The 20035-nt window shown below is 33.4% G+C and carries 20 protein-coding genes; 13 read left to right on the top strand and 7 right to left on the bottom strand.

Translation table 11 applies throughout. From position 1 onward, the window contains the following. Positions 1 to 16 precede the first annotated feature (16 nt). The 4 genes from B0A68_RS08155 to B0A68_RS08140 form a co-directional block, all read right to left on the bottom strand. Complete coding sequence (locus B0A68_RS08155) at positions 17 to 829, bottom strand: rhomboid family intramembrane serine protease (RefSeq protein ID WP_035682187.1); 813 nt, start codon at positions 827 to 829, stop codon at positions 17 to 19. Then, a complete protein-coding gene (gene mutL / locus B0A68_RS08150; RefSeq protein WP_035682189.1) occupies positions 826 to 2727 on the bottom strand; it encodes a DNA mismatch repair endonuclease MutL in 1902 nt (633 codons plus the stop codon). Before mutL ends, B0A68_RS08155 begins: the two co-directional genes overlap by 4 nt. Positions 2728 to 2935: 208 nt before the next feature. Then, positions 2936 to 3508 (bottom strand): 6,7-dimethyl-8-ribityllumazine synthase, encoded by a 573-nt coding sequence (ribH, locus tag B0A68_RS08145; RefSeq protein ID WP_035682191.1) that lies wholly within the window; start codon positions 3506 to 3508, stop codon positions 2936 to 2938. A gap of 81 nt (positions 3509 to 3589) precedes the next feature. Continuing rightward, positions 3590 to 4369: a tetratricopeptide repeat protein gene (locus B0A68_RS08140; protein WP_035682193.1), complete on the bottom strand. Its 780-nt coding sequence runs from the start codon at positions 4367 to 4369 to the stop codon at positions 3590 to 3592. A gap of 242 nt (positions 4370 to 4611) precedes the next feature. On the opposite strand from B0A68_RS08140, the gene recF reads away from it, so the two are divergent. The 11 genes from recF to B0A68_RS08085 all read left to right on the top strand — a co-directional run bounded on the left by recF (position 4612) and on the right by B0A68_RS08085 (position 14816). Next, the gene (gene recF, locus B0A68_RS08135) at positions 4612 to 5691 is read left to right on the top strand and encodes a DNA replication/repair protein RecF (RefSeq protein ID WP_035682195.1); all 1080 of its coding nucleotides are present in this window, start codon (positions 4612 to 4614) and stop codon (positions 5689 to 5691) included. Positions 5692 to 5818: 127 nt separating this feature from the next. Then, positions 5819 to 6496, top strand: coding sequence for a DUF2461 domain-containing protein (locus B0A68_RS08130; protein ID WP_035682197.1), 678 nt, complete (start codon positions 5819 to 5821; stop codon positions 6494 to 6496). 92 nt (positions 6497 to 6588) lie between these two features. After that, a complete protein-coding gene (locus B0A68_RS08125; RefSeq protein WP_035682200.1) occupies positions 6589 to 7635 on the top strand; it encodes a glycosyltransferase in 1047 nt (348 codons plus the stop codon). A gap of 23 nt (positions 7636 to 7658) precedes the next feature. Further along, entirely contained in the window at positions 7659 to 8501 is an 843-nt protein-coding gene (locus B0A68_RS08120) for a rhomboid family protein (RefSeq protein ID WP_035682203.1), read from the top strand. A 109-nt stretch (positions 8502 to 8610) separates the two neighbouring features. After that, the gene (locus tag B0A68_RS08115) at positions 8611 to 9714 is read left to right on the top strand and encodes a pyridoxal phosphate-dependent aminotransferase (RefSeq protein WP_035682204.1); all 1104 of its coding nucleotides are present in this window, start codon (positions 8611 to 8613) and stop codon (positions 9712 to 9714) included. Positions 9715 to 9856: 142 nt separating this feature from the next. Further along, positions 9857 to 10870: a UDP-N-acetylmuramate dehydrogenase gene (murB, locus tag B0A68_RS08110; protein ID WP_035682205.1), complete on the top strand. Its 1014-nt coding sequence runs from the start codon at positions 9857 to 9859 to the stop codon at positions 10868 to 10870. 56 nt (positions 10871 to 10926) lie between these two features. Further along, positions 10927 to 11541, top strand: coding sequence for an FMN-binding negative transcriptional regulator (locus tag B0A68_RS08105; RefSeq protein ID WP_035682207.1), 615 nt, complete (start codon positions 10927 to 10929; stop codon positions 11539 to 11541). An 85-nt stretch (positions 11542 to 11626) separates the two neighbouring features. Beyond that, on the top strand, positions 11627 to 12733 hold the full coding sequence (locus B0A68_RS08100; RefSeq protein WP_035682209.1) for a glycosyltransferase: 1107 nt from the start codon (positions 11627 to 11629) through the stop codon (positions 12731 to 12733). Then, positions 12724 to 13275 carry an RNA polymerase sigma factor gene (locus B0A68_RS08095; RefSeq protein ID WP_035682212.1) on the top strand — a complete coding sequence of 184 codons (552 nt, stop codon included), beginning with the start codon at positions 12724 to 12726 and terminating at the stop codon, positions 13273 to 13275. Before B0A68_RS08100 ends, B0A68_RS08095 begins: the two co-directional genes overlap by 10 nt. Positions 13276 to 13432: 157 nt before the next feature. Next, a complete protein-coding gene (locus tag B0A68_RS08090; protein ID WP_035682214.1) occupies positions 13433 to 14269 on the top strand; it encodes an energy transducer TonB in 837 nt (278 codons plus the stop codon). A gap of 166 nt (positions 14270 to 14435) precedes the next feature. After that, positions 14436 to 14816, top strand: coding sequence for a PH domain-containing protein (locus tag B0A68_RS08085; protein WP_035682216.1), 381 nt, complete (start codon positions 14436 to 14438; stop codon positions 14814 to 14816). A 65-nt stretch (positions 14817 to 14881) separates the two neighbouring features. On the opposite strand, the gene B0A68_RS08080 is transcribed toward B0A68_RS08085, so the two are convergent. Both B0A68_RS08080 and B0A68_RS08075 read right to left on the bottom strand, forming a co-directional pair. Then, complete coding sequence (locus B0A68_RS08080) at positions 14882 to 15745, bottom strand: M48 family metalloprotease (protein ID WP_035682218.1); 864 nt, start codon at positions 15743 to 15745, stop codon at positions 14882 to 14884. A 201-nt stretch (positions 15746 to 15946) separates the two neighbouring features. Next, the gene (locus tag B0A68_RS08075) at positions 15947 to 16816 is read right to left on the bottom strand and encodes a M48 family metalloprotease (protein ID WP_035682221.1); all 870 of its coding nucleotides are present in this window, start codon (positions 16814 to 16816) and stop codon (positions 15947 to 15949) included. A gap of 240 nt (positions 16817 to 17056) precedes the next feature. Here B0A68_RS08075 and lipA point away from each other — a divergent pair, with 240 nt between their 5' ends. Both lipA and gap read left to right on the top strand, forming a co-directional pair. Next, positions 17057 to 17923, top strand: coding sequence for a lipoyl synthase (lipA, locus tag B0A68_RS08070; RefSeq protein WP_035682223.1), 867 nt, complete (start codon positions 17057 to 17059; stop codon positions 17921 to 17923). Positions 17924 to 17997: 74 nt separating this feature from the next. Further along, entirely contained in the window at positions 17998 to 18996 is a 999-nt protein-coding gene (gene gap, locus B0A68_RS08065) for a type I glyceraldehyde-3-phosphate dehydrogenase (RefSeq protein WP_035687829.1), read from the top strand. Between the two features lie 4 nt (positions 18997 to 19000). Here the strand turns inward: gap and lpxK are convergent, their stop codons facing one another. Further along, entirely contained in the window at positions 19001 to 20026 is a 1026-nt protein-coding gene (gene lpxK, locus B0A68_RS08060; RefSeq protein WP_035682225.1) for a tetraacyldisaccharide 4'-kinase, read from the bottom strand. Positions 20027 to 20035: the final 9 nt, after the last annotated feature.

Genomic DNA, 20035 nt, shown 5'->3' with positions numbered 1-20035 from the left:
AACTTAAAGTTAAAAATTAATTCCAACGATTGTTGTTAAACTGATTTTTTTTCCAATAAAGCATCATTAAAAAACCAGTTAAAGCACCACCGACGTGACCAAAATATGCCGTTTGTGTGTGTGGACTGCCAAACAATGAACCTCCATTTAATCCCATATACAAATCAATCAAAACAATTCCTGAAACAAAATATTTAGCTTTAATTGGGATAGGAATAAGCAGCAAAGCCAGTTCTGCATTTGGAAACAAAAAAGCAAAAGCAATTAATAAACCATAAATTGCACCAGACGCTCCAACAGCAGTAGATTGTGTAATGCTACTTGCTTGAATCAGCACATTAAATTGTTCTTGGGTGCAATGTGCTTTGTTTAAAATATCTGAAATATTACTTTTAAGCAGATGCCCGCTTGAGTCTAATAATGATCCATAATCAGCATTTAAAACCAAATGCATTTCAGCTTTAGATAAATTTAAATCTCTAATGGAATCCAGAAGATAATGTATCTGTACATAATAGGACAAAGAAAGAATCAAAGCCGAACCTAAACCACAGGAAATGTAAAAAAACAACATCTTTTTTCCACCCCATAAATATTCAAGTGTCGATCCAAAACTATACAATGCAAACATATTAAATAATATATGTCCAAAATTTGGCCATCCCGCATGCATAAACATATGAGTAAAGGGCTGCCAATATCTAAAATTATCACTTCCCGGATAAAAAAGAGAAAAATAACCGTAGGTAATCGGCACAAGCTGCGAGCCAATATAAAAGATTAAATTAATAATAATTAGTTGTTTTACAACAGGAGTTATCTTCATCATAAGGCAAACTTTTTATCTATATCTTCAACACGCATTGTGATGAAAGTAGGTTTTTGAAAAGGTGAAATATTTGGATCTTTACAGGCAAACAAACCGTTTACTAAGTTATCCTGTTCTTTTTCGGTTAAATAAGATCCGGTTTTAACCGCTAAACTTTTTGCCATAGATTTGGCAATGGTATCATTCTGGCTGTAACTGCTGGCTGGAATTCCGTCCTGCAGATCGCTCAATAACTGTTCGATTACCAGCGAAACTTCGCTTTCTGTAATATTAACGGGAATTCCGGAAATTACAATATGATCTGCTTCTGCACCGTCAAAAACGAAACCAGTTGTTTCTAAAGAAGGTTTTAATTCTTCTATTAGTGCCATTTCGCTTGACGAATAAAACAAATTCAACGGAAACAACAATTGCTGGCTTGAAGCCTGATTTACTGTCATATTCAGTAAAAACTGCTCATACAAAATACGCTGGTGCGCACGATGCTGATCAACGATTATCATTCCGGATTTTATAGGAGAAACAATGTATTTTTTATGAATTTGATAGGTTTTCTTATTGGCTTGCTCAACCTCATCATCATTAAACAAAGACGAAGTTACTTCTTCATTTTCAAATGTAAAAGGAGAACTTTCTATCGTATCGGTTTCTAAACCAACGTATAAACTTTCCCAGCTTACTGCAGGTTCAACCCTTTTAGAATAACCGGAGTAAGATCCTGATCCGGAATTACTCCCGCCAGAACTTGATCCTGAACCTGATTTAGAATAATGCTGATTTGTTTTATCATCTGTAAACGGATTAAATGTTCCATCTACCTGAATCGTTGGTGTTTCTGCCTCTAAATCTTTATAATAATAGGGTGTATCTAAATTAGCATCACGATCAAAATCTAAAACCGGAGACACATTAAACTGCCCTAAACTATGTTTTATAGACGCACGCAAAATAGCGTACAATGCTTGTTCATCATCGAACTTAATTTCGGTTTTGGTAGGATGAATATTGATATCTATAGTATTTGGCGGTACTTGCAGATAAAGAAAATAACTCGGCTGGCAGCCGTCTTTAAGAAGTCCGTCATAAGCAGCCATAACAGCATGATGAAGGTAACCGCTTTTAATAAAACGATCGTTAACAAAGAAGAACTGCTCTCCCCTGTTTTTCTTAGCAAATTCGGGTTTAGAAACAAATCCCTGAACGTTTATAATTTCGGTATCTTCATTTACAGGAACCAATTTTTCGTTGGTTTTTCCAGACATGATTCCAACAATCCTCTGACGGTATCCGGCAATTGGCAAATTGTACAATTCGCTTCCGTTGTGGTAAAATGTAAAATGAATATTGGGATGCGCCAAAGCAACTCGCTGAAATTCATCCATAACATGACGAAATTCTACTGTGTCTGATTTTAAAAAGTTACGACGTGCGGGAATATTAAAAAACAGATTTTTTACAGCAAAAGAGGTTCCTTTTGGCAAAACGGCAACTTCCTGAGACACAAATTTACTTCCTTCAATTACAATGTGAGTCCCAAGCTCTTCCTGATCTTGTTTGGTTTTCATTTCCATGTGAGCAATCGCCGCAATAGAAGCCAAAGCCTCGCCGCGAAAACCTTTTGTGCACAATGAAAATAAATCTTCCGCCTGACGGATTTTTGAAGTCGCATGACGTTCAAAACACAAACGCGCATCAGTAACGCTCATGCCCAAACCATTGTCAATTACTTGTACTAATGATTTTCCGGCATCTTTTATAATCAATTTAATATCAGTTGCTTTTGCATCAACAGCATTTTCTAACAACTCTTTGACAACCGAAGCCGGTCTTTGAACCACTTCTCCAGCGGCAATTTGATTAGCAACATGATCAGGAAGTAATTGAATAATACTCGACATTAAAAAAATTGGGTTTAAGAATCTTCGATTACAATAATTGTAAAACCTCAGATTGATATTGTTAATTCTATTTGGTTTTTAAAAACCAAGGTCTACAAATTTAATGAATTTTGGCTGTCATTTTGAACATCGGGAGTCATAAAAAAAACAAAAAACCTATACTATTTGTACACAGTATAGGTTTTAATCTTTTTAAAACAATTGTGTTTTATTCTTTATCTATTTTGAAAGGCGTTTCTTCGATTTGAATTGTGCCCGATGCCAATAAAGGCTGATTAAAAGAATGTGCCATAGAAGCCTGCTGGCGTATGTAAGCCATTTTTATAGCTGCGATTGCTGCTTCGGTTCCCTTGTTTCCATGAATTCCTCCACTGCGGTCAATAGACTGCTGTATGTTATTATCGGTAAGAACACAAAAAATAACCGGAATATCAGTTTGAACATTCAAATCTTTAATTCCCTGTGTAACGCCTTCGCATACAAAATCAAAATGTTTGGTCTGTCCTTGAATCACGCATCCAATTACAATAACTGCATCTACATTTTGAGTCTGAAGCATTTTTTTTGCTCCATAAATAAGTTCAAAACTTCCCGGAACGTTCCAACGGATAATTTGTTGAACAGGAACTTCATTATCAACAAGTGCTTCAAAAGCACCGTTAAAAAGTCCTTCAGTTATAGTTTCATTCCACTCAGAAACAACAATCCCAAATCGAAAGTCTTTCGCATTTGGGATTGTGTTTTTATCGTATTCTGATAAATTTTTATTTTCTGTAGCCATCTTTATATTTTAAATTTTTGATATTATATTTTCAGATTCTGAAATACAAATCTACAATCTAAATTCTAAAGTTTGAAATTTTTATTGTGCTAATCCAATCAATACATCAACAGAAGCTGCTTCTGGAGTTGCGTCAAAATTTTCTTTAATATCTGTAAAATATTTCAAAGCGTCTTCTTTTTGGCCTAAAGCTAAAGCTGTTTTTCCAGCTTTTAATAAGAAACGAGGCGTTGTAAAATCATTTTTGTTTGATCCTGCAGCTTTTACATAATAATCTAAAGCTTCTTTTTGATTATTTTTTTGAGAATAAGCATCTCCGATTGCACCTTTAGCCAAAGCGCTTAGAATTACATCTTCTGATTTAAATTCACCTAAATACTTAATAGCATCATCAAATTTACCTGTATTCAAATAAGCAATACCAGCATAATAGTTTGCTAAATTTCCTGCATCAGTTCCAGAATATTCGTCAGCAATTTTAATAAATCCGAATTTACCTTCAGAACCGTTTAATGATAATTTGTATAATGAATCACTAGATACTCCGTTTACAGCTTTATCAAAATTCTGTTGTGCAACAAACATTTCGCTTGCAGCTTCATTTTGTTTTGGAGCTTCGATAAATTTTTGGTAAGCCAAATATCCAATAGTAGCAATTGCAATACCAGCAACTAAACCAATAATGATTTTTTGATTTTTAGCCACCCAATCCTCAGTTTTTGAAGCCGTTTCGTCTAATTTTGAGAAAACTCCAGCAGTTGTACTGTCTTTTTCGTCAATAATTACTTGTTGTTCCTCATTAACTTCTTTAACTTCCTTCTCCTTTGGTGTCTTATATCCTCTTTTATTGTAAGTTGCCATTTAATAATAATTTAGTGAACGGCAAAAATAAAATTTTTATTGAAATTGACATCAAAAAAATCAATTTTATCACTATTTTAAAAGAAATAATTTTCATTATCGTAACTTATTACCTTTCAGCCTTAAAATAATTTATCTGGAAAGACTCTAAAAGCCTTTTATATCAATATTTTTCAATAATTTGCACCCTCTAATTTCTACTGTTCAAAAACAGTCGATTTTACCTTTACAGCTCCTTAAAAATGCATTTAAATAAAATTTCTTTATTCAATTATAAAAATTTCTCCGAAGCAAGTTTTGATTTTGATACCAAGATCAATTGTTTTGTCGGTAAAAACGGAATTGGCAAAACAAATGTGCTTGATGCAATCTATCATTTGGCTTACGGAAAAAGCTATTTTAATCCGCTGGCGGTACAAAATATTAAACACGGAGAAGAGTTTTTTGTAATTGATGCCGAACTCGAAAAAAACGACAGAACAGAACAAATTGTCTGCAGTTTAAAAAAAGGGCAAAAAAAAATCTTAAAAAGAAACGGCAAAGCTTATGATAAGTTTTCTGATCATATCGGATTTATTCCGCTTGTAATTATTTCTCCTGCCGATCGTGATTTGATTGTTGAAGGAAGCGAAACACGCCGTAAATTTATGGACAGCGTCATTTCGCAGTTAGACAGTACTTATCTTCATGAACTTATTCAATATCAAAAAATAATTCTGCAGCGAAATGCACTTCTAAAATATTTTGCTTTAAACCATACTTTTGACAATGATACTTTATCGATATATAATGAGCAGCTGCATGTAATTGGACAATCGATTTTTGAAAAACGAAAAGATTTCCTCGAAGAATTTATACCTATATTTAATATACATCATCATGCTATAACGGGCTCTGAAGAAACGGTTCAGCTGGTTTATGAAAGTCACTTATTCGAAAAAGATCTTTTGACTCTTTTGCAGGAAAGCATTAATAGGGACCGCGCGCTGCATTATACAAGCACCGGAATCCATAAAGATGATTTGTCTTTTGAAATAGATTCGCATCCGATAAAGAAATTTGGTTCTCAGGGCCAGCAGAAATCTTTTTTGATCGCTTTAAAATTGGCTCAATTTGAATTCCTAAAAAAACAAAGCGGCGTAAAACCACTGCTGCTTTTTGATGATATTTTTGATAAATTAGACGAAACCCGCGTTGCTAAAATCATAGAAATGGTAAACAGCGAAACTTTTGGCCAGCTTTTTATTTCTGATACGCATCCGGAACGAACTGAGGCGATCGTAAAATCGACACATCAGAGTTATAAGATATTTAATTTGTAATGTTTTTTTTCTACTACTTTTCACGAATTAAAACTTTGTGAAAGGTGAAAGATAAGCAATTAAAAAATTAGTGTAAATTCGTGTAATTCGTGGCAAACAAAAAACAGCCACAATCAAAACATAAAATATGCTTACAAAAGAATCATTGCAATTTTTAGACGACTTAAAGAAAAACAACAATAGAGATTGGTTTCAGGATAACAAAAAACGTTATGAAATATTCAAAAAGGACTATCATAAACTAGTAAGCGATTTTCTGGATGCCATGAAACCTCTAGATCCGTCTTTGGAATTGCTCGAAGTTAAAAATTGTACTTTTAGAATTAACCGTGACATTCGATTTTCTAAAGATAAATCTCCTTATAAAGCACATCTTGGTGTTTGGCTTTCTTCTGGCGCAAAAGGCCAGAATCGTTCCGGATATTATGTACATATAGAAAAAGGTGCCAGTTTTATTGCCGGAGGTTTTTATTCTCCAGATCCTGATCAATTAAAAAAAGTCCGTAAAGAGATTGCTTTTTTTTACGAAGATTTAGAAGCTGTTTTAGCCGACAAAAATTTCAAAAAAGAATTCGGAAGTTTGGATTTTGACGAAAACAATTCACTTAAAAATCCGCCTCGCGGTTATGAAAAAGAGCATCCGGCAATTGATTTTTTAAAGTTAAAAAGTTTTACGGCTACTCAAAAATATGACATCTCTGAAGTCACTCAAAAAGATTTTGTTTCGAAAATGAGCAAAAAATTAATTGCTTTAAAACCTTTAAACGAATTTATAAATCGCGCTTTAGAAACAGAAGAATTTTAGAAAAAGATAAACTGCCACGAATTTCACGAATTAGCACGAATTAATTAGTGAAAATTTGTGAAATTCGTGGCGACAAAAAACTCATTTACTAAATGAAAAGAAAAATACTTTTTCTTGGAGAATCTTACCGCGCAGACGCCATAACTTGGATGAAAGGTCTGAAAGAATTTGGCGATTTTGAAATTATAACCTGGGAACTTCAAACTCCCAGCAACTCAAATTTTAACCGATTCAAACGTATTGCCGAATACTGCTTTGCTCCTATTGCTATTAGAAAAATCATTCGCAGACAAAAACCCGATATGTTGATTGCAGAAAGAACCACAAGTTATGGTTTTCTTGCCGCTTTATCCGGATCTAAAACTATTGCAGTTGCGCAGCAAGGCAGAACTGATTTATGGCCGGAAAGCTCTGTTTTATATCCTTTAAAAAAAATCATTCAAAAATATGCTTTCAAAAAAGCGCATTTAATTCACGCCTGGGGACCTGTAATGACGATTTCGATGAAAGAAATTGGTGTTGATATGAACAAAGTTCTCGTAATGCCAAAGGGAATTGATTTTTCTCTTTTTACTCCTTCAACTTCAAATGCCTCTCGAATTGAAGCAATCGTAACACGTTCTCTGCAGCCAGAATACAGACATGATTCTATTCTAAAAGCGTTTTCAATTTTAAATAAAAAAGGGATTGATTTTTCGCTGACCATTGTTGGCGACGGTACTTGTCTGGCTTTTTTGAAAAACTTAGCAGCAACATTACAAATTGATGATAAAGTAATCTTTACAGGAAGAATTCCGAATACTGAACTTCCAACTTTATTGAAACAATCTAATATTTATATCAGCATGCCAATTACGGAAGGAGTTTCTGCTTCTCTATTTGAGGCAATGGCTTGTAATTGTTATCCTGTCGTTTCTGATATTCCGGGAAATCAAAGCTGGATCAATCATCGGGAAAACGGGCAATTAATTGAAATTGACAATATCGAAATGCTGGCAGAAGAATTAATATGGTCTTTCGAAAATTCTGAATCCAGAAATCAGGCTATTATCCGAAATAGAAAATTTGTGGAAGAAAATGCTAATTATCAAATCAACATGAAGATTATTGCAGCTAAATATCATGAGTTATTAGATTAACAGCAAACCAATTTGAAAATTAAATGATAAACATCGGAATAGTAAGTATCATAATAATTGTAATAAACTTTGCAGTTTCATACAAAGGTTTCAACGATGGAATATTTTTTGAAAAATATAAATTTCAAGTCGATAGAATTTTAATTCACAAAGAATATTACAGGCTTATAACTTCTGGTTTTCTTCATGTAGACTGGATGCATCTTATTTTTAATATGATTAGTTTGTATGCATTTTCAGAACTTTTGGAAGTTAATGCCGGTATAATAAATTTTCTAATAATTTATTTCTGCAGTTTAATTGCCGGCGATTTATTTGCATTGCTGCTTCATAAAAATCATGGAGATTATAATTCTGTTGGGGCTTCTGGTGCAGTTTGCGGTGTTATTTTTGCTTCTATTGCATTGTTTCCCGGATTAGGAATTGGCTTTTTCATTTTACCAATTTCGATTCCAAGCTGGCTTTACGCCTTATTATATATTATCTATTCGATTTATGGAGTCAAATCTAATCGGGACAATATTGGCCACGAAGCTCATTTAGGCGGCGCCGTAATCGGTATGCTCATTGCCGTAATTCTTTTTCCTCATTCATTAACAGAGAATTATGTTCCTATAGCAATCGTGCTGATTCCCTGCATAATTTTTATATACATAATAATTACAAAACCGTACATTTTATATATTGACAATTACTTTTTTAAAACGCACAAAAAATATTACTCAATTGATCATAAGTATAATGAGCAAAAAGTAAATCAACAACAAGAAATCGATAAGTTACTGGATAAAATCAGCAAAAAAGGCATCAAAAGTTTAAGTAAAAACGAAAAACAAAAATTAGAAGAATATTCCAACAAAAGATAATCAACTGTCAACAATTCATTAAACAATAAAACAAAAACCAAATCGTAACTTTTTTTAAATCTCTTCGACTTACTACTTTATAGTATTATTTAATTTAATCGGAGCGAAAATGAATAACAGAAGAAATTGGTTGAAACAAATAAGTCTGGGCGCAGTTGGATTAGGTTTTTATCCATTTGAAACATTTGCAAATACTCCAGTAGAAGATTCAGTTTTTGAATATTCAGATCAATCTCCCATACTGTTACTATCAAATGAAAATCCTTACGGGCCTTCGCCTTTGGCCCGAACTGCAATGGCAAAAAACATTAATAGCAGCAACCGATATGGATGGGAACTTTCATCTGATTTAATCAGTCTTCTTGCCAAAAAAAATAATGTTTTAGATGCTAATATTTTATTAGGTGCAGGCTCAACAGAAATTTTAGATTTAGTTCTTCAATACACTGCTTTAAGTAAAGGCAATTTTATATTGGCAGAAACAACATACAATTACTGGACATTTCCTTCTGAGAAATTAGGTTTAAAAAAAATAACAGTTCCATTAACGCCAGATAAAAAACATGACCTTACGGCGATGTTAGCAGCAATAGATTCTGATACAAAAATGATTTACATCTGCAATCCCAATAATCCAACGGGTACAATATGCGATAGAGAAAAACTAGTTTCTTTTATAAAAGAAGCATCAAAAAAAGCAATTGTTTTTGTTGATGAAGCTTATATTGATTTTACAAAAGAGCAGTCTTTAAGTGAACTTGTAATTGAAAACAAGAATTTAATTATCACCAAAACTTTCTCCAAAATGTACGGTTTAGCCGGTGCACGCGTTGGTTATGCCGTTGCGGCTTCTGGTACAATTGAACAGCTTAGTATGCTGAAATCATCTCCTAATTTATCTGTCAGCGTTCTTTCTACAGTTGCAGCAATAGCATCATTAAATGACGAGAAATTCATCAAAGAAGTATATTCTTTAAATGAAGAAGCAAAAAAATATACCATCGAACAACTGACACGGCTAAATTTAACTTGTATTGCTTCACATTCAAATTTTATTTATTTTTCTTTAGAGAATTATAAAAAGGATTATTTTAAACAATTGGAAGAACACAATATAATGGGAACAAAAATTTATGAAGAAAACGGAAAATGGACCAGAATTACGATTGGAACCATGAAAGAAATGCATCAATTTATTGAAGCTGTAAAATAAAATTTCACAAAAAGGCTTCTTCCCTTATTTCATAACATTTAATTGTTGTTATTTTATATAAATTCTACTCGAATAAATTATAATCGTTACTTTTGAACTCAGAATTATTCCGAAGTTTCGGAAGTCAAAAAGCCTTTTATATATGGAAATCCAGTCCAATTTTTCTTTAAAAAACTATAATACTTTTGGAATAGAAGCCAGCGCCAAACAATTTATTGCAGTTCATTCAATTGCTGAATTGAAAACGGTTTTGGAAGAAAACAAAAACGAGAAAAAATTTATTTTAGGGGGAGGAAGCAATATGCTTTTGACAAAAGATATTGATGCATTGGTAATTCACATTGATTTAAAAGGCAAAAAAATCATTGAAGAAAATGACGACTTTGTGTGGGTCGAAAGTCAGGCTGGCGAAACCTGGCACGATTTCGTACTTTATACAATTGACCATAATTTTGGCGGATTAGAAAACATGTCTCTGATTCCCGGGAATGTCGGCACAACACCTGTTCAGAACATTGGAGCTTATGGAACTGAGATTAAAGATACTTTTGTTTCTTGTGAAGCCATGAATATTGTGACTCAGGAAATGAAAACTTTCAACAATGCCGAATGTAATTTTGGCTATCGCGAAAGCATCTTTAAACATGAAGTTAAGGATCAGTTTATCATTACTTCGGTAATTTTCAAATTAACAAAGCGTAATCATAAAATAAATACTTCTTACGGAGATATTCTCGCAGAACTGGCAAAAAACAATATTTCTGAACCAGCTCTAAAAGATGTCAGTAATGCTGTTATTGCAATCAGACAAAGCAAATTACCAGACCCAAAAGAACTGGGAAACAGTGGCAGTTTCTTTAAAAACCCGATTTTACTAAAATCTGATTTTGAAAAAATCCATCAAAAATTCCCTGAAATGAAATATTATGAAGTTTCAGAAACTGAAGTAAAAGTTCCGGCCGGCTGGCTGATCGAACAGGCTGGTTTTAAAGGAAAACGTTTTGGAGACGCAGGAGTTCATAAAAACCAGGCTTTGGTATTAGTGAATTATGGAAATGCAACCGGACAGGAAATTTTGGCGGTTTCTAGAGAAGTTCAAAAAACTGTTTTTGAAACTTTCGGAATTCATATCGAGGCTGAAGTGAATGTGATCTAGAATATAAAGCTTCAAACCTTTGCTTCTTTGAGCCTTTGAACCTAAAAAAGAAAAAAATGTACACACCCGATTTATACAAAAACGAAAACCCGGAAGAAATCAGAGCTTTTCTAAAAGAAAACAGTTTTGGTATTCTGATCAATCAAACAAACGGAAAATTATGTGCAACACACATTCCGATTGAGCTTGAAATCAATGAACACGGAAAGGAAATTTTGCAGGGACATATTTCAAAACTAAATCCGCAGGCAGATGGTTTTGCAGAAAATGATCAGGTTTTAGCTGTTTTTACAGGTCCGCATAGTTATATTTCGTCGTCTTGGTATGATCACGAAAATGTTCCAACCTGGAATTATATAGCCGTACATGTTTATGGAAGAATTAAAATTGTAGATGAAGCCGCCGCTATAGAGCAATTAAAAAAACTAGTAGATAAATACGAAGTAAATTCTGAAAACCCCGTTCGTGTTGAAGATTTATCAGCAAAGACAATGCGTGAGGCTCGTGGAATTTTTGGTTTTGAAATAGAAATTGATGAAATTCAAGCCACTAAAAAACTATCACAAAATAGAGATGCTCTTAATTATAAAAATATTATTTCTCAATTAGAAAAAACTGAAAACGCTCAATCTATCGCTCTTGCAAAAGAAATGGCAAAATGTCCAAAGTAAATTGGTTTTAATCATTGAAAATTAGGAATTCATAATTACATTTGCACTCGCAGATTCAGAGATTAATACTCATTAAAAAATACAGATGCTTATATATATATTTTACTCTCTTATTGTTGTCGCTTTTATACAACTTTTTTACTATCTGGGAATTTTTGGAAAATTTGCTTTTGGCAAACAGCAGGACATTACTGCAAAAAATCTTCCTGTTTCTGTAATTGTATGCGCAAAAAATGAAGAAGAGAATGTAAAGAAATACATTCCGCTTTTGGCACAGCAAGATTATCCTGATTTTGAAATTGTATTAATTGACGATGCCTCAAGCGATGAGACACTTGAAGTTTTTGAACAATTCGAAAAAGAATATTCTAATATTCGTTTGGTAAAAGTAGAAAACAACGAAGCTTTCTGGGGTAATAAAAAATATGCTTTGACATTAGGAATCAAAGCGTCTAAAAAAGATTATCTGTTGTTTACAGATGCAGACTGTTTTCCGAATTCTAAAAATTGGATTACAGCAATGACTGCTAATTTTACATCTGAAAAGACTATTATTTTAGGATACGGCGGTTATGAAAAAGTAGAACGTTCGTTTTTAAACAAAATCATTCGCTTTGAAACTGTCCTGACTGCGTTACAATATTTATCATGGGCAAAATTAGGCGCTCCATATATGGGAGTGGGAAGAAATTTAGCTTACAAAAAAGAAGAGTTTTTTAACGTTAATGGTTTTATCGATCATATTCAGATACGTTCTGGCGATGACGATTTATTTGTAAATCAAGCAGCAAACAAAGCAAACACTACGATTTCTTACGCACCGGAAAGTTTTACTTATTCTAAACCCAAAAAAAATTACAAAGAGTGGTTTACGCAAAAAAGAAGACATGTTTCTACTGCAGAACATTATAAGTTTTTTGACAAAGTACAATTGGGACTTTTCTTTTGTTCACAATTATTTTTCTTTTTATTAGTTATTATATTATTGAGTTTCCAATTTCAGTGGATTGCTGTATTGGCTATTCTGGCAACACGTTATACTGTTGCATGGACTGTAGTTGGATGTGCTGCGGGGAAATTAAAAGAAAGGGATATTAAAATTTGGTTTCCTTTTATCGAAATCGCACTTATATTCACACAAATTAATATCTTTATAACTAATATCTTTTCAAAACCTGTATATTGGAAATAAATTCTAAAATAGAAAAAGCAAAAAAGGGCGATCAAGCAGCCTTTACTTTTTTATTAGATTATTACTGGAATGAAGTCTATGGCTTCATGCTTAAGCGTACAGAAAACGAAACCACTGCCGAAGATATTACGATTGAAACTTTCTCAAAAGCATTCGATAAAATAACTTCATACAATCCAGAATTTCAATTTAATACCTGGCTGATTTCTATAGCAAAAAATGTTTATATTGATTTACTGCGCAAAAAAAGAAGCAGTCTTTTTATAGAAATTACCGATTCAGAAGATCAGCAGGCTTATAATATTGCCGACCCCACTCCATCGGCAGAAGATGCTTTAATTAAAGAACAGAATCTGTCTCGTCTGCTTCTTTGCATCAAAGAATTAAAACCTCACTATCAAGAAGTAATTCAGCTGCGTTACTTTCAGGAAATGACGTATCAGGAAATTGCACTCAAAATAGAGGAACCTTTGAGCAATGTAAAAGTAAAATTACTTCGCGCTAAAAAATTATTGGCAGAAATTATCGAACGTAACATATAATTTATTATCTTTAGATAAAGGATAACAGATTACTAATTTTATCCTTAAAAAAATAAATTATTCATATACTAAAACTACAACTATTCCGTTGTTAGCTAAAACCAAAACGAGCCCGCTTATGATTTAAAGTTACTTAACCTTAAAACACCCAAGAACTATGTCTAAATTAAGCATTTACCAAACCAAGTGGACCGACCTTGTTTTCGAAGACAAAAACAAAGAATACGGAGCCTATCAATTACGTCAGGAGAATTCAAAAACAACTGTTACAGCACTATTTATGGGCTTGCTATTACTAGCAGCTATAGGAAGCGTTTCTGTATTGGCTAGTAAATTTCAAAACAACCCTGCACCAATAGACACTACTAATCCTTACGACGGAACAGTAATTACACCTGTTGATATTGATCCTTTAGTAATTCCTAAAACAGATCCTATTACTCCTCCCGCACAGGAACAAGCTGCTGCGGCACCAGTTACAGATGCTAGTCAGTTAGTGGATCCTATTATTGTCCCTTCATCTCAAGCGACTCCAGAAATAGCAACTAATGCTAATAATACACCAACTGTAGTAAGCCCAAGTGACGGAACAGGAACTCTTGTAAATGCTATCCCAACATCAGGTGGCAATGGACCTGGAATTGACACAGCTGTTCCTTCTGGACCTGAAAAACCTGTAAGCACAGCCATTTTAGACAAATTACCGGAATTTCCTGGTGGAATTGCAAATTTTTATACTTATGTAAGTAGAAATTTCAAAACTCCGGAATTAGACGCAGAAAGAACTTTTAGAGTTTATGTTTCTTTTGTAGTTGAAAAAGATGGATCACTTACCAACATCATGGTAAAAAATGATCCTGGTTACGGAATGGGCAAAGAAGCCGTTAGAGTTTTAAAATCACTTAAAACAAAATGGGCACCCGGAATATTAGACGGAAATGCAGTAAGAACTGCCTACAACCTTCCAATTACAATTAAAACACAACCAGAATAAAAATAATAAAAAAGCAGAATTTAGGTTCTGCTTTTTTTATGCTCCAATTTTTAACTAAATTATTTATTACGTCAATAATTAAACTTAATGAGGATTTAAAAGTTAACAAAATCTACTATTTTTACATCTCATAATAAGACGAAATAATTTAATTAAAATTTAAAACATGGGAATATTTTCAGCTATTCTTGGTAACGCCGGTACGGTAAGTCAGGAAGATTTAATTAAAAAATACGGACAGCTTCTAATCGACAATGAAGAAATAGAAATGGGATTCAAATTAATTCGTGATACTTTTATTTTTACGAATAAAAGATTAATCTTAGTAGATGTTCAGGGATTAACAGGAAGCAAAACAGAATATAAATCTATTGCGTACAAAAGCATTACTCGCTTTAGTGTAGAAACAGCTGGAACTTTTGATCTTGATGCCGAGTTGAAAATCTGGGTTTCAAGTGAATTACAGCCAAGTATCGTGAAACAATTTAACAAATCTGTAAACGTTTACGATGTACAGAAAGTTTTAGCACATCACGTTTTAGGTTAATTGAAAATAAAAAACTCGGCAGATTCTAAGAATCTGCCGAGTTTGTTTTACATTACACTAAATTATTATTTCTTTTTAGCTGTTGTTTTCTTTGTAGCCGCAGCTTTTTTAACCACTGGCGCAGTATTCACAATTTTCTGCTGTATATAAGCTTTATATAAACCATCTTTTTCTGCTCTTGCTTTTGCATCATCTGCTCTTTTCTTAGAATCCGGATGTGAACTCATCATTTGGTCAATAAATGAAGCTTCGCTTCCTTCACTCATTTTTGCTAAAATTCTAAAAGCAGATTCTTCAGCATTTACGTTATATCCGTTTTTCTTCAAGAAATTATAAGAAAATAAATCGGCTTCTGATTCTTGTTTACGGCTGTGTTTACTATCAATCAATGCACTTCCGATTTTTCCTAACTGACTGTCTGTAACAGTTGCAACAGTTGCAGATTGAGAAGCAACTCCATCTAATAAAGCTTCTTTTTGATATGCGGCTCTAACTGCATCTCTTGAATCATTATTGGCAACGTGACCAATTTCGTGGCCTATTACCGCAAGAAGTTCATTATCATCCATAATATCCATTAATCCTGAATATACACGAACGCTTCCGTCTGCAGTTGCAAAAGCATTTACTTCTTTTAATTTATAAACTTTAAAGTTTAATGTGTAACCTTCGCCTGTAGCATGTTTTCCAAAAACTCTGTTCAGCCTTAAAGTATAGGGATCTGTTGCGCTCGCAACTTGATTTTCTGTATCTAATTTATCAACTGCTTCTTTAGACAGTTTAGCAGCATCTGCGTTAGAAAAAGTAAAGCCGCTCACTCCTTTTTGAAGTGCCCCGATTGCTTTGTCTCCAAGATTAATCTGCGCATTTATTTTGGTAAAACCAAATACCGCAAATAAAAGTCCTACTATTATAAATTTCTTTTTCATGTTTTTACAATTACAATTTAACAACAAATGTAAACAACAAAATGTTATTTCATTTCACACAAAAATTTGTTTTTTCAACAATTAAATATATGCATTTTAAATGAGTTATAAAAACGATCACCTGTTATTATTGATATAACGATAAACAAAAAAACCGGCAAATTCTGGAGAATTTGCCGGTTTTACCCAATATATAAAAGATTACTTCTTTTTTGCTGCTGTCTTTTTAGCAGTTGTTTTTGTTGCTGCTTTTGCTTTTACAGGCACAGAATTATCAATTTTCTGCTGTGCGTAAACTTTATACAAGCCATCTTTTGTTGCTCTTTTTTTAGCATCATCTGCTCTTTTGCCAGAATCTGGATGTGAGCTCATCATTTTAGTCATAAAAGAAGATTCAGCTCCCTCACTTAAATTTTGAAGAATCTTAAAAGCAGATTCCACCGCATTTACATCATAACCATTTTTTTTCATAAAATCATACGAAAATTCATCAGCTTGAGATTCTTGCTTTCTACTATGCTTGCTGTCGATCATTGCGCTTCCAATTTTTGCTAATTGAGATCCCGAAAGAGTCTCTATTTTTGCCGATTGTGATGAAGCAGCATCCAACAAGGCTTCTTTTTTATAAACTGCTTTAATAGCATCTCTTGTATCGTGATTAAATACGTGACCTATTTCATGTCCGATAACTGCAAGCAATTCATTATCATCCATAACATCCATTAAGCCTGCAAATACACGAACACTTCCATCTGCACAAGCAAAAGCATTGATGTCTTTTACTAAATAAACTTTATAATTTAAATTAATTCCATCACTAGAAGCATGTTTACCAAATAAGCGATTTAATCGAATTGAGTAACCATCTGCAGGTCCGGCAACAGGATTGTTAGCATCCAGGTCAGCAACTGATTCTTTAGCCAAAGCAGCGGCATCTGCATCACTAAACGTAAACCCCGAAACACCTTTGCCTAAAGCTCCCATGGCTTTATCTGAAAGTATTTGTGCATTCATTTTAGTAAAACTAAAAGTCATAAATAAAATTCCCAATACAATAAATCTCTTTTTCATGTTTTTCAAAACTATTAAATTAACAACAAAATTAGCACAGCATTAATTTTGCACTGATCTCAGGAGTCAAATTTGTAACAGATTAAGGTAAAATTTGAAATTGTAAAAGTCAAACTAACCTTCAAAATTGTTAGTAGAATTTAAAAATAGTTTTTAGCAGACACAAAAATGAACGAAAAGAAAATTAGCAACTTCAAAATAAACTACATTCCGTATCTTTGCACTTTAGAATTTTGATATATGGAAACAGTCTCTGAAAATATACCAGTTGCAAAACCTAGATGGTTAAAGGTTAAACTTCCAATTGGACAAAAATACACTGAACTTCGCGGTTTGGTAGACAAATACAGCTTAAATACTATTTGCACATCCGGAAGCTGCCCTAATATGGGTGAATGCTGGGGAGAAGGCACGGCAACTTTTATGATTCTTGGAAATGTGTGTACACGTTCCTGTGGTTTCTGCGGTGTAAAAACTGGCAGACCGGAAACCGTAGATTGGGATGAACCAGAAAAAGTAGCACGTTCTATTAAAATCATGAATATTAAACATGCTGTAATTACCAGTGTGGATAGAGATGATTTAAAAGATGGCGGTTCTATTATTTGGATTGAAACTGTAAAAGCAATCCGAAGAATGAACCCAAATACTACTCTTGAAACTTTAATTCCTGATTTTCAGGGAATCGAAAGAAATATTGATCGAATCGTTGAAGCAAATCCAGAAGTGGTTTCTCATAATGTGGAGACCGTTCGCCGTTTGACTCGTGAGGTTCGTATTCAGGCAAAATATGACAGAAGTTTAGAAGTTTTACGTTACTTAAAAGAAAAAGGAATCAACAGAACTAAATCGGGTATTATGCTAGGTTTGGGAGAAACTGAAGAAGAAGTTTTTCAGACTATGACCGATTTACGCAATGCAAATGTTGATGTTGTAACAATTGGCCAATACCTTCAGCCGAGTAAAAAGCACTTACCGGTAAAGGAATTCATCACTCCGGATCAATTTGCCAAATACGAAAAATTTGGTCTTGAACTAGGTTTCCGCCATGTAGAAAGCGGACCGCTTGTTCGTTCTTCCTATAAAGCACAAAAACATATTTTATAAAAAAGTTTATTCATTTAATCGTTTAATTGTCAAATCGATTAAACGATTAAATAATGAAACGAATCACCAAAAAATTGAAAACAAGAATTGCCATTAATGGTTTCGGAAGAATTGGAAGAAACTTATTTCGATTACTTATTAACCATCCTGAAATTGAAGTCGTTGCAATTAATGATATTGCAGACAACCAAACCATGTCACATCTTATAAAGTACGATAGTATTCACGGTGTCTTACCTTTTAAAGTAAGTTTTGACAACGACGGAATTATTATTGACGGAAAGCATTTTTTATTCTTTCATGAAAAAAGCATTTCCAATTTAGACTGGAAAAGCCATTCTATAGATTTTGTTGTAGAATCTACTGGAAAATACAAAACACACGAAGAGCTGCATGCCCATATTGAAGCTGGAGCTAAAAAAGTAATTCTTTCTGCTCCGTCTGAAGTTGACACTATAAAAACGGTAGTTTTGGGAGTAAATGAAAGTATTCTGGATGGTACAGAAAACATTGTTTCTAATGCAAGCTGCACTACAAACAATGCTGCTCCGATGATAAAAATTCTGGAAGATTTATGTGGTATTGAGCAGGCTTACATTACAACAATTCACTCTTTTACCACAGATCAAAGTCTTCACGACCAACCTCATAAAGATCTGCGCAGGGCAAGAGGTGCAAGTCAGTCAATCGTTCCTACAACTACGGGAGCTGCCAAAGCATTAACCAAAATTTTCCCAAAACTGCACAATAAAATCGGAGGATGCGGTATAAGAGTTCCGGTTCCGGATGGTTCTTTGACAGACATTACGTTTAATGTTAAGCGCGCCGTTACTATTGAAGAAATTAACAAAGCATTTGAAGAAGCATCAAAAACATATTTAAAAGGAATATTAGATTATACCGAAGATCCTATTGTTTCTGTAGATATAATTGGCAATACTCATTCTTGTTTGTTTGATGCGCAGCTTACTTCTGTCATTGATAAAATGGTAAAAGTTGTAGGCTGGTACGATAACGAAATTGGCTACTCGTCGAGATTGATCGATTTGATTTTACTGATAAGAAAAAAATAAGGCGTTAAGATTCTAAATTTGTTTTTATATAATCTAAAACCGAAGCATTAAAATTTTGCTGCTGACTGATAAAAGTACTTTTTATTGGAAGATAATATAACTGAGAAACTAATTTAGAATCTTTTAATCGCACATAATCTTTTTCTGTTGTAATTATTTTTCTGCCTTTTGCTTTATCTTGAACAGCATGTAAATCGGCTTCAGAAAAATGATGATGATCCGGAAAAGTCATACATTCGTCATTATCATTTTTTATAAAATCAAAAAATGGTTTTGGCTTTGCAATTCCTGCCAAAAGTAATTTTGATTCGTTTTTTACTTCCAGAACAGCAATTTTTTCATTTTGACTATAAATCAAATCATCATAATCTATATAGGTGAAAAACAACTGTTGTTGCGAACAGGTCAATTTCAGTTTATCCCAGATTTCGCTTTGTTTTTCAGGAGATAAATCCTTCGGACACTTTGTGACAATTACAACTTTAGCCCTTTTGGCGCCGCTCCTGCTTTCTCGAAGATTTCCTGTAGGAAGCATAAAATCATCTGCATACAAATCATCATACGAAGTCAGCAAAATATAAAAACCTGCTTTTACTTTTCTATGCTGATAGGCATCGTCAAGTAATATTATTTGAGGTTTTATTTCCTGCGACAGTAATTTTGTTATTCCGTTTGTTCGATCAGCATCAACAGCAACCTGAATATTTGGGAATTTTTGATAAAACTGAAAAGGTTCATCGCCTAGAATTTCAGCATTTGCATTTTCATCAGCCAATATAAAACCTTCCGATTTTCTTTTATATCCTCTGCTTAAAGTCGCAATTCTATATTTATCAGATAACAACCGAATAAGATATTCTATTTGAGGTGTTTTTCCTGTTCCGCCAACGCTTAAATTTCCAACTGCGATAATTGGAATATCAAATGAAGTCGATTTTAGAACTCCTTTATCAAAAAGAAAATTACGGATTGAAGTAATTAAACCGTATAAAATGGCGAATGGAAAAAGTATTTTTCGGAGTAAGTTCATTTTACGAAA

This window comes from Flavobacterium reichenbachii, from assembly GCF_002217435.1.
In the GTDB taxonomy this organism is placed as follows: Bacteria; Bacteroidota; Bacteroidia; order Flavobacteriales; family Flavobacteriaceae; genus Flavobacterium; species Flavobacterium reichenbachii.
This window is presented reverse-complemented; position numbering and strand designations above follow the sequence as displayed.

What these genes read in the sequence shown, in the direction of transcription:
- B0A68_RS08155 (WP_035682187.1), bottom strand. Translation starts at nt 829, where the DNA reads ATGATGAAGATAACTCCTGTTGTAAAACAACTAATTATTATTAATTTA.
- mutL (WP_035682189.1), bottom strand. Translation starts at nt 2,727, where the DNA reads ATGTCGAGTATTATTCAATTACTTCCTGATCATGTTGCTAATCAAATT.
- ribH (WP_035682191.1), bottom strand. Translation starts at nt 3,508, where the DNA reads ATGGCTACAGAAAATAAAAATTTATCAGAATACGATAAAAACACAATC.
- B0A68_RS08140 (WP_035682193.1), bottom strand. Translation starts at nt 4,369, where the DNA reads ATGGCAACTTACAATAAAAGAGGATATAAGACACCAAAGGAGAAGGAA.
- recF (WP_035682195.1), top strand. Translation starts at nt 4,612, where the DNA reads ATGCATTTAAATAAAATTTCTTTATTCAATTATAAAAATTTCTCCGAA.
- B0A68_RS08130 (WP_035682197.1), top strand. Translation starts at nt 5,819, where the DNA reads ATGCTTACAAAAGAATCATTGCAATTTTTAGACGACTTAAAGAAAAAC.
- B0A68_RS08125 (WP_035682200.1), top strand. Translation starts at nt 6,589, where the DNA reads ATGAAAAGAAAAATACTTTTTCTTGGAGAATCTTACCGCGCAGACGCC.
- B0A68_RS08120 (WP_035682203.1), top strand. Translation starts at nt 7,659, where the DNA reads ATGATAAACATCGGAATAGTAAGTATCATAATAATTGTAATAAACTTT.
- B0A68_RS08115 (WP_035682204.1), top strand. Translation starts at nt 8,611, where the DNA reads ATGAATAACAGAAGAAATTGGTTGAAACAAATAAGTCTGGGCGCAGTT.
- murB (WP_035682205.1), top strand. Translation starts at nt 9,857, where the DNA reads ATGGAAATCCAGTCCAATTTTTCTTTAAAAAACTATAATACTTTTGGA.
- B0A68_RS08105 (WP_035682207.1), top strand. Translation starts at nt 10,927, where the DNA reads ATGTACACACCCGATTTATACAAAAACGAAAACCCGGAAGAAATCAGA.
- B0A68_RS08100 (WP_035682209.1), top strand. Translation starts at nt 11,627, where the DNA reads ATGCTTATATATATATTTTACTCTCTTATTGTTGTCGCTTTTATACAA.
- B0A68_RS08090 (WP_035682214.1), top strand. Translation starts at nt 13,433, where the DNA reads ATGTCTAAATTAAGCATTTACCAAACCAAGTGGACCGACCTTGTTTTC.
- B0A68_RS08085 (WP_035682216.1), top strand. Translation starts at nt 14,436, where the DNA reads ATGGGAATATTTTCAGCTATTCTTGGTAACGCCGGTACGGTAAGTCAG.
- B0A68_RS08080 (WP_035682218.1), bottom strand. Translation starts at nt 15,745, where the DNA reads ATGAAAAAGAAATTTATAATAGTAGGACTTTTATTTGCGGTATTTGGT.
- B0A68_RS08075 (WP_035682221.1), bottom strand. Translation starts at nt 16,816, where the DNA reads ATGAAAAAGAGATTTATTGTATTGGGAATTTTATTTATGACTTTTAGT.
- lipA (WP_035682223.1), top strand. Translation starts at nt 17,057, where the DNA reads ATGGAAACAGTCTCTGAAAATATACCAGTTGCAAAACCTAGATGGTTA.
- lpxK (WP_035682225.1), bottom strand. Translation starts at nt 20,026, where the DNA reads ATGAACTTACTCCGAAAAATACTTTTTCCATTCGCCATTTTATACGGT.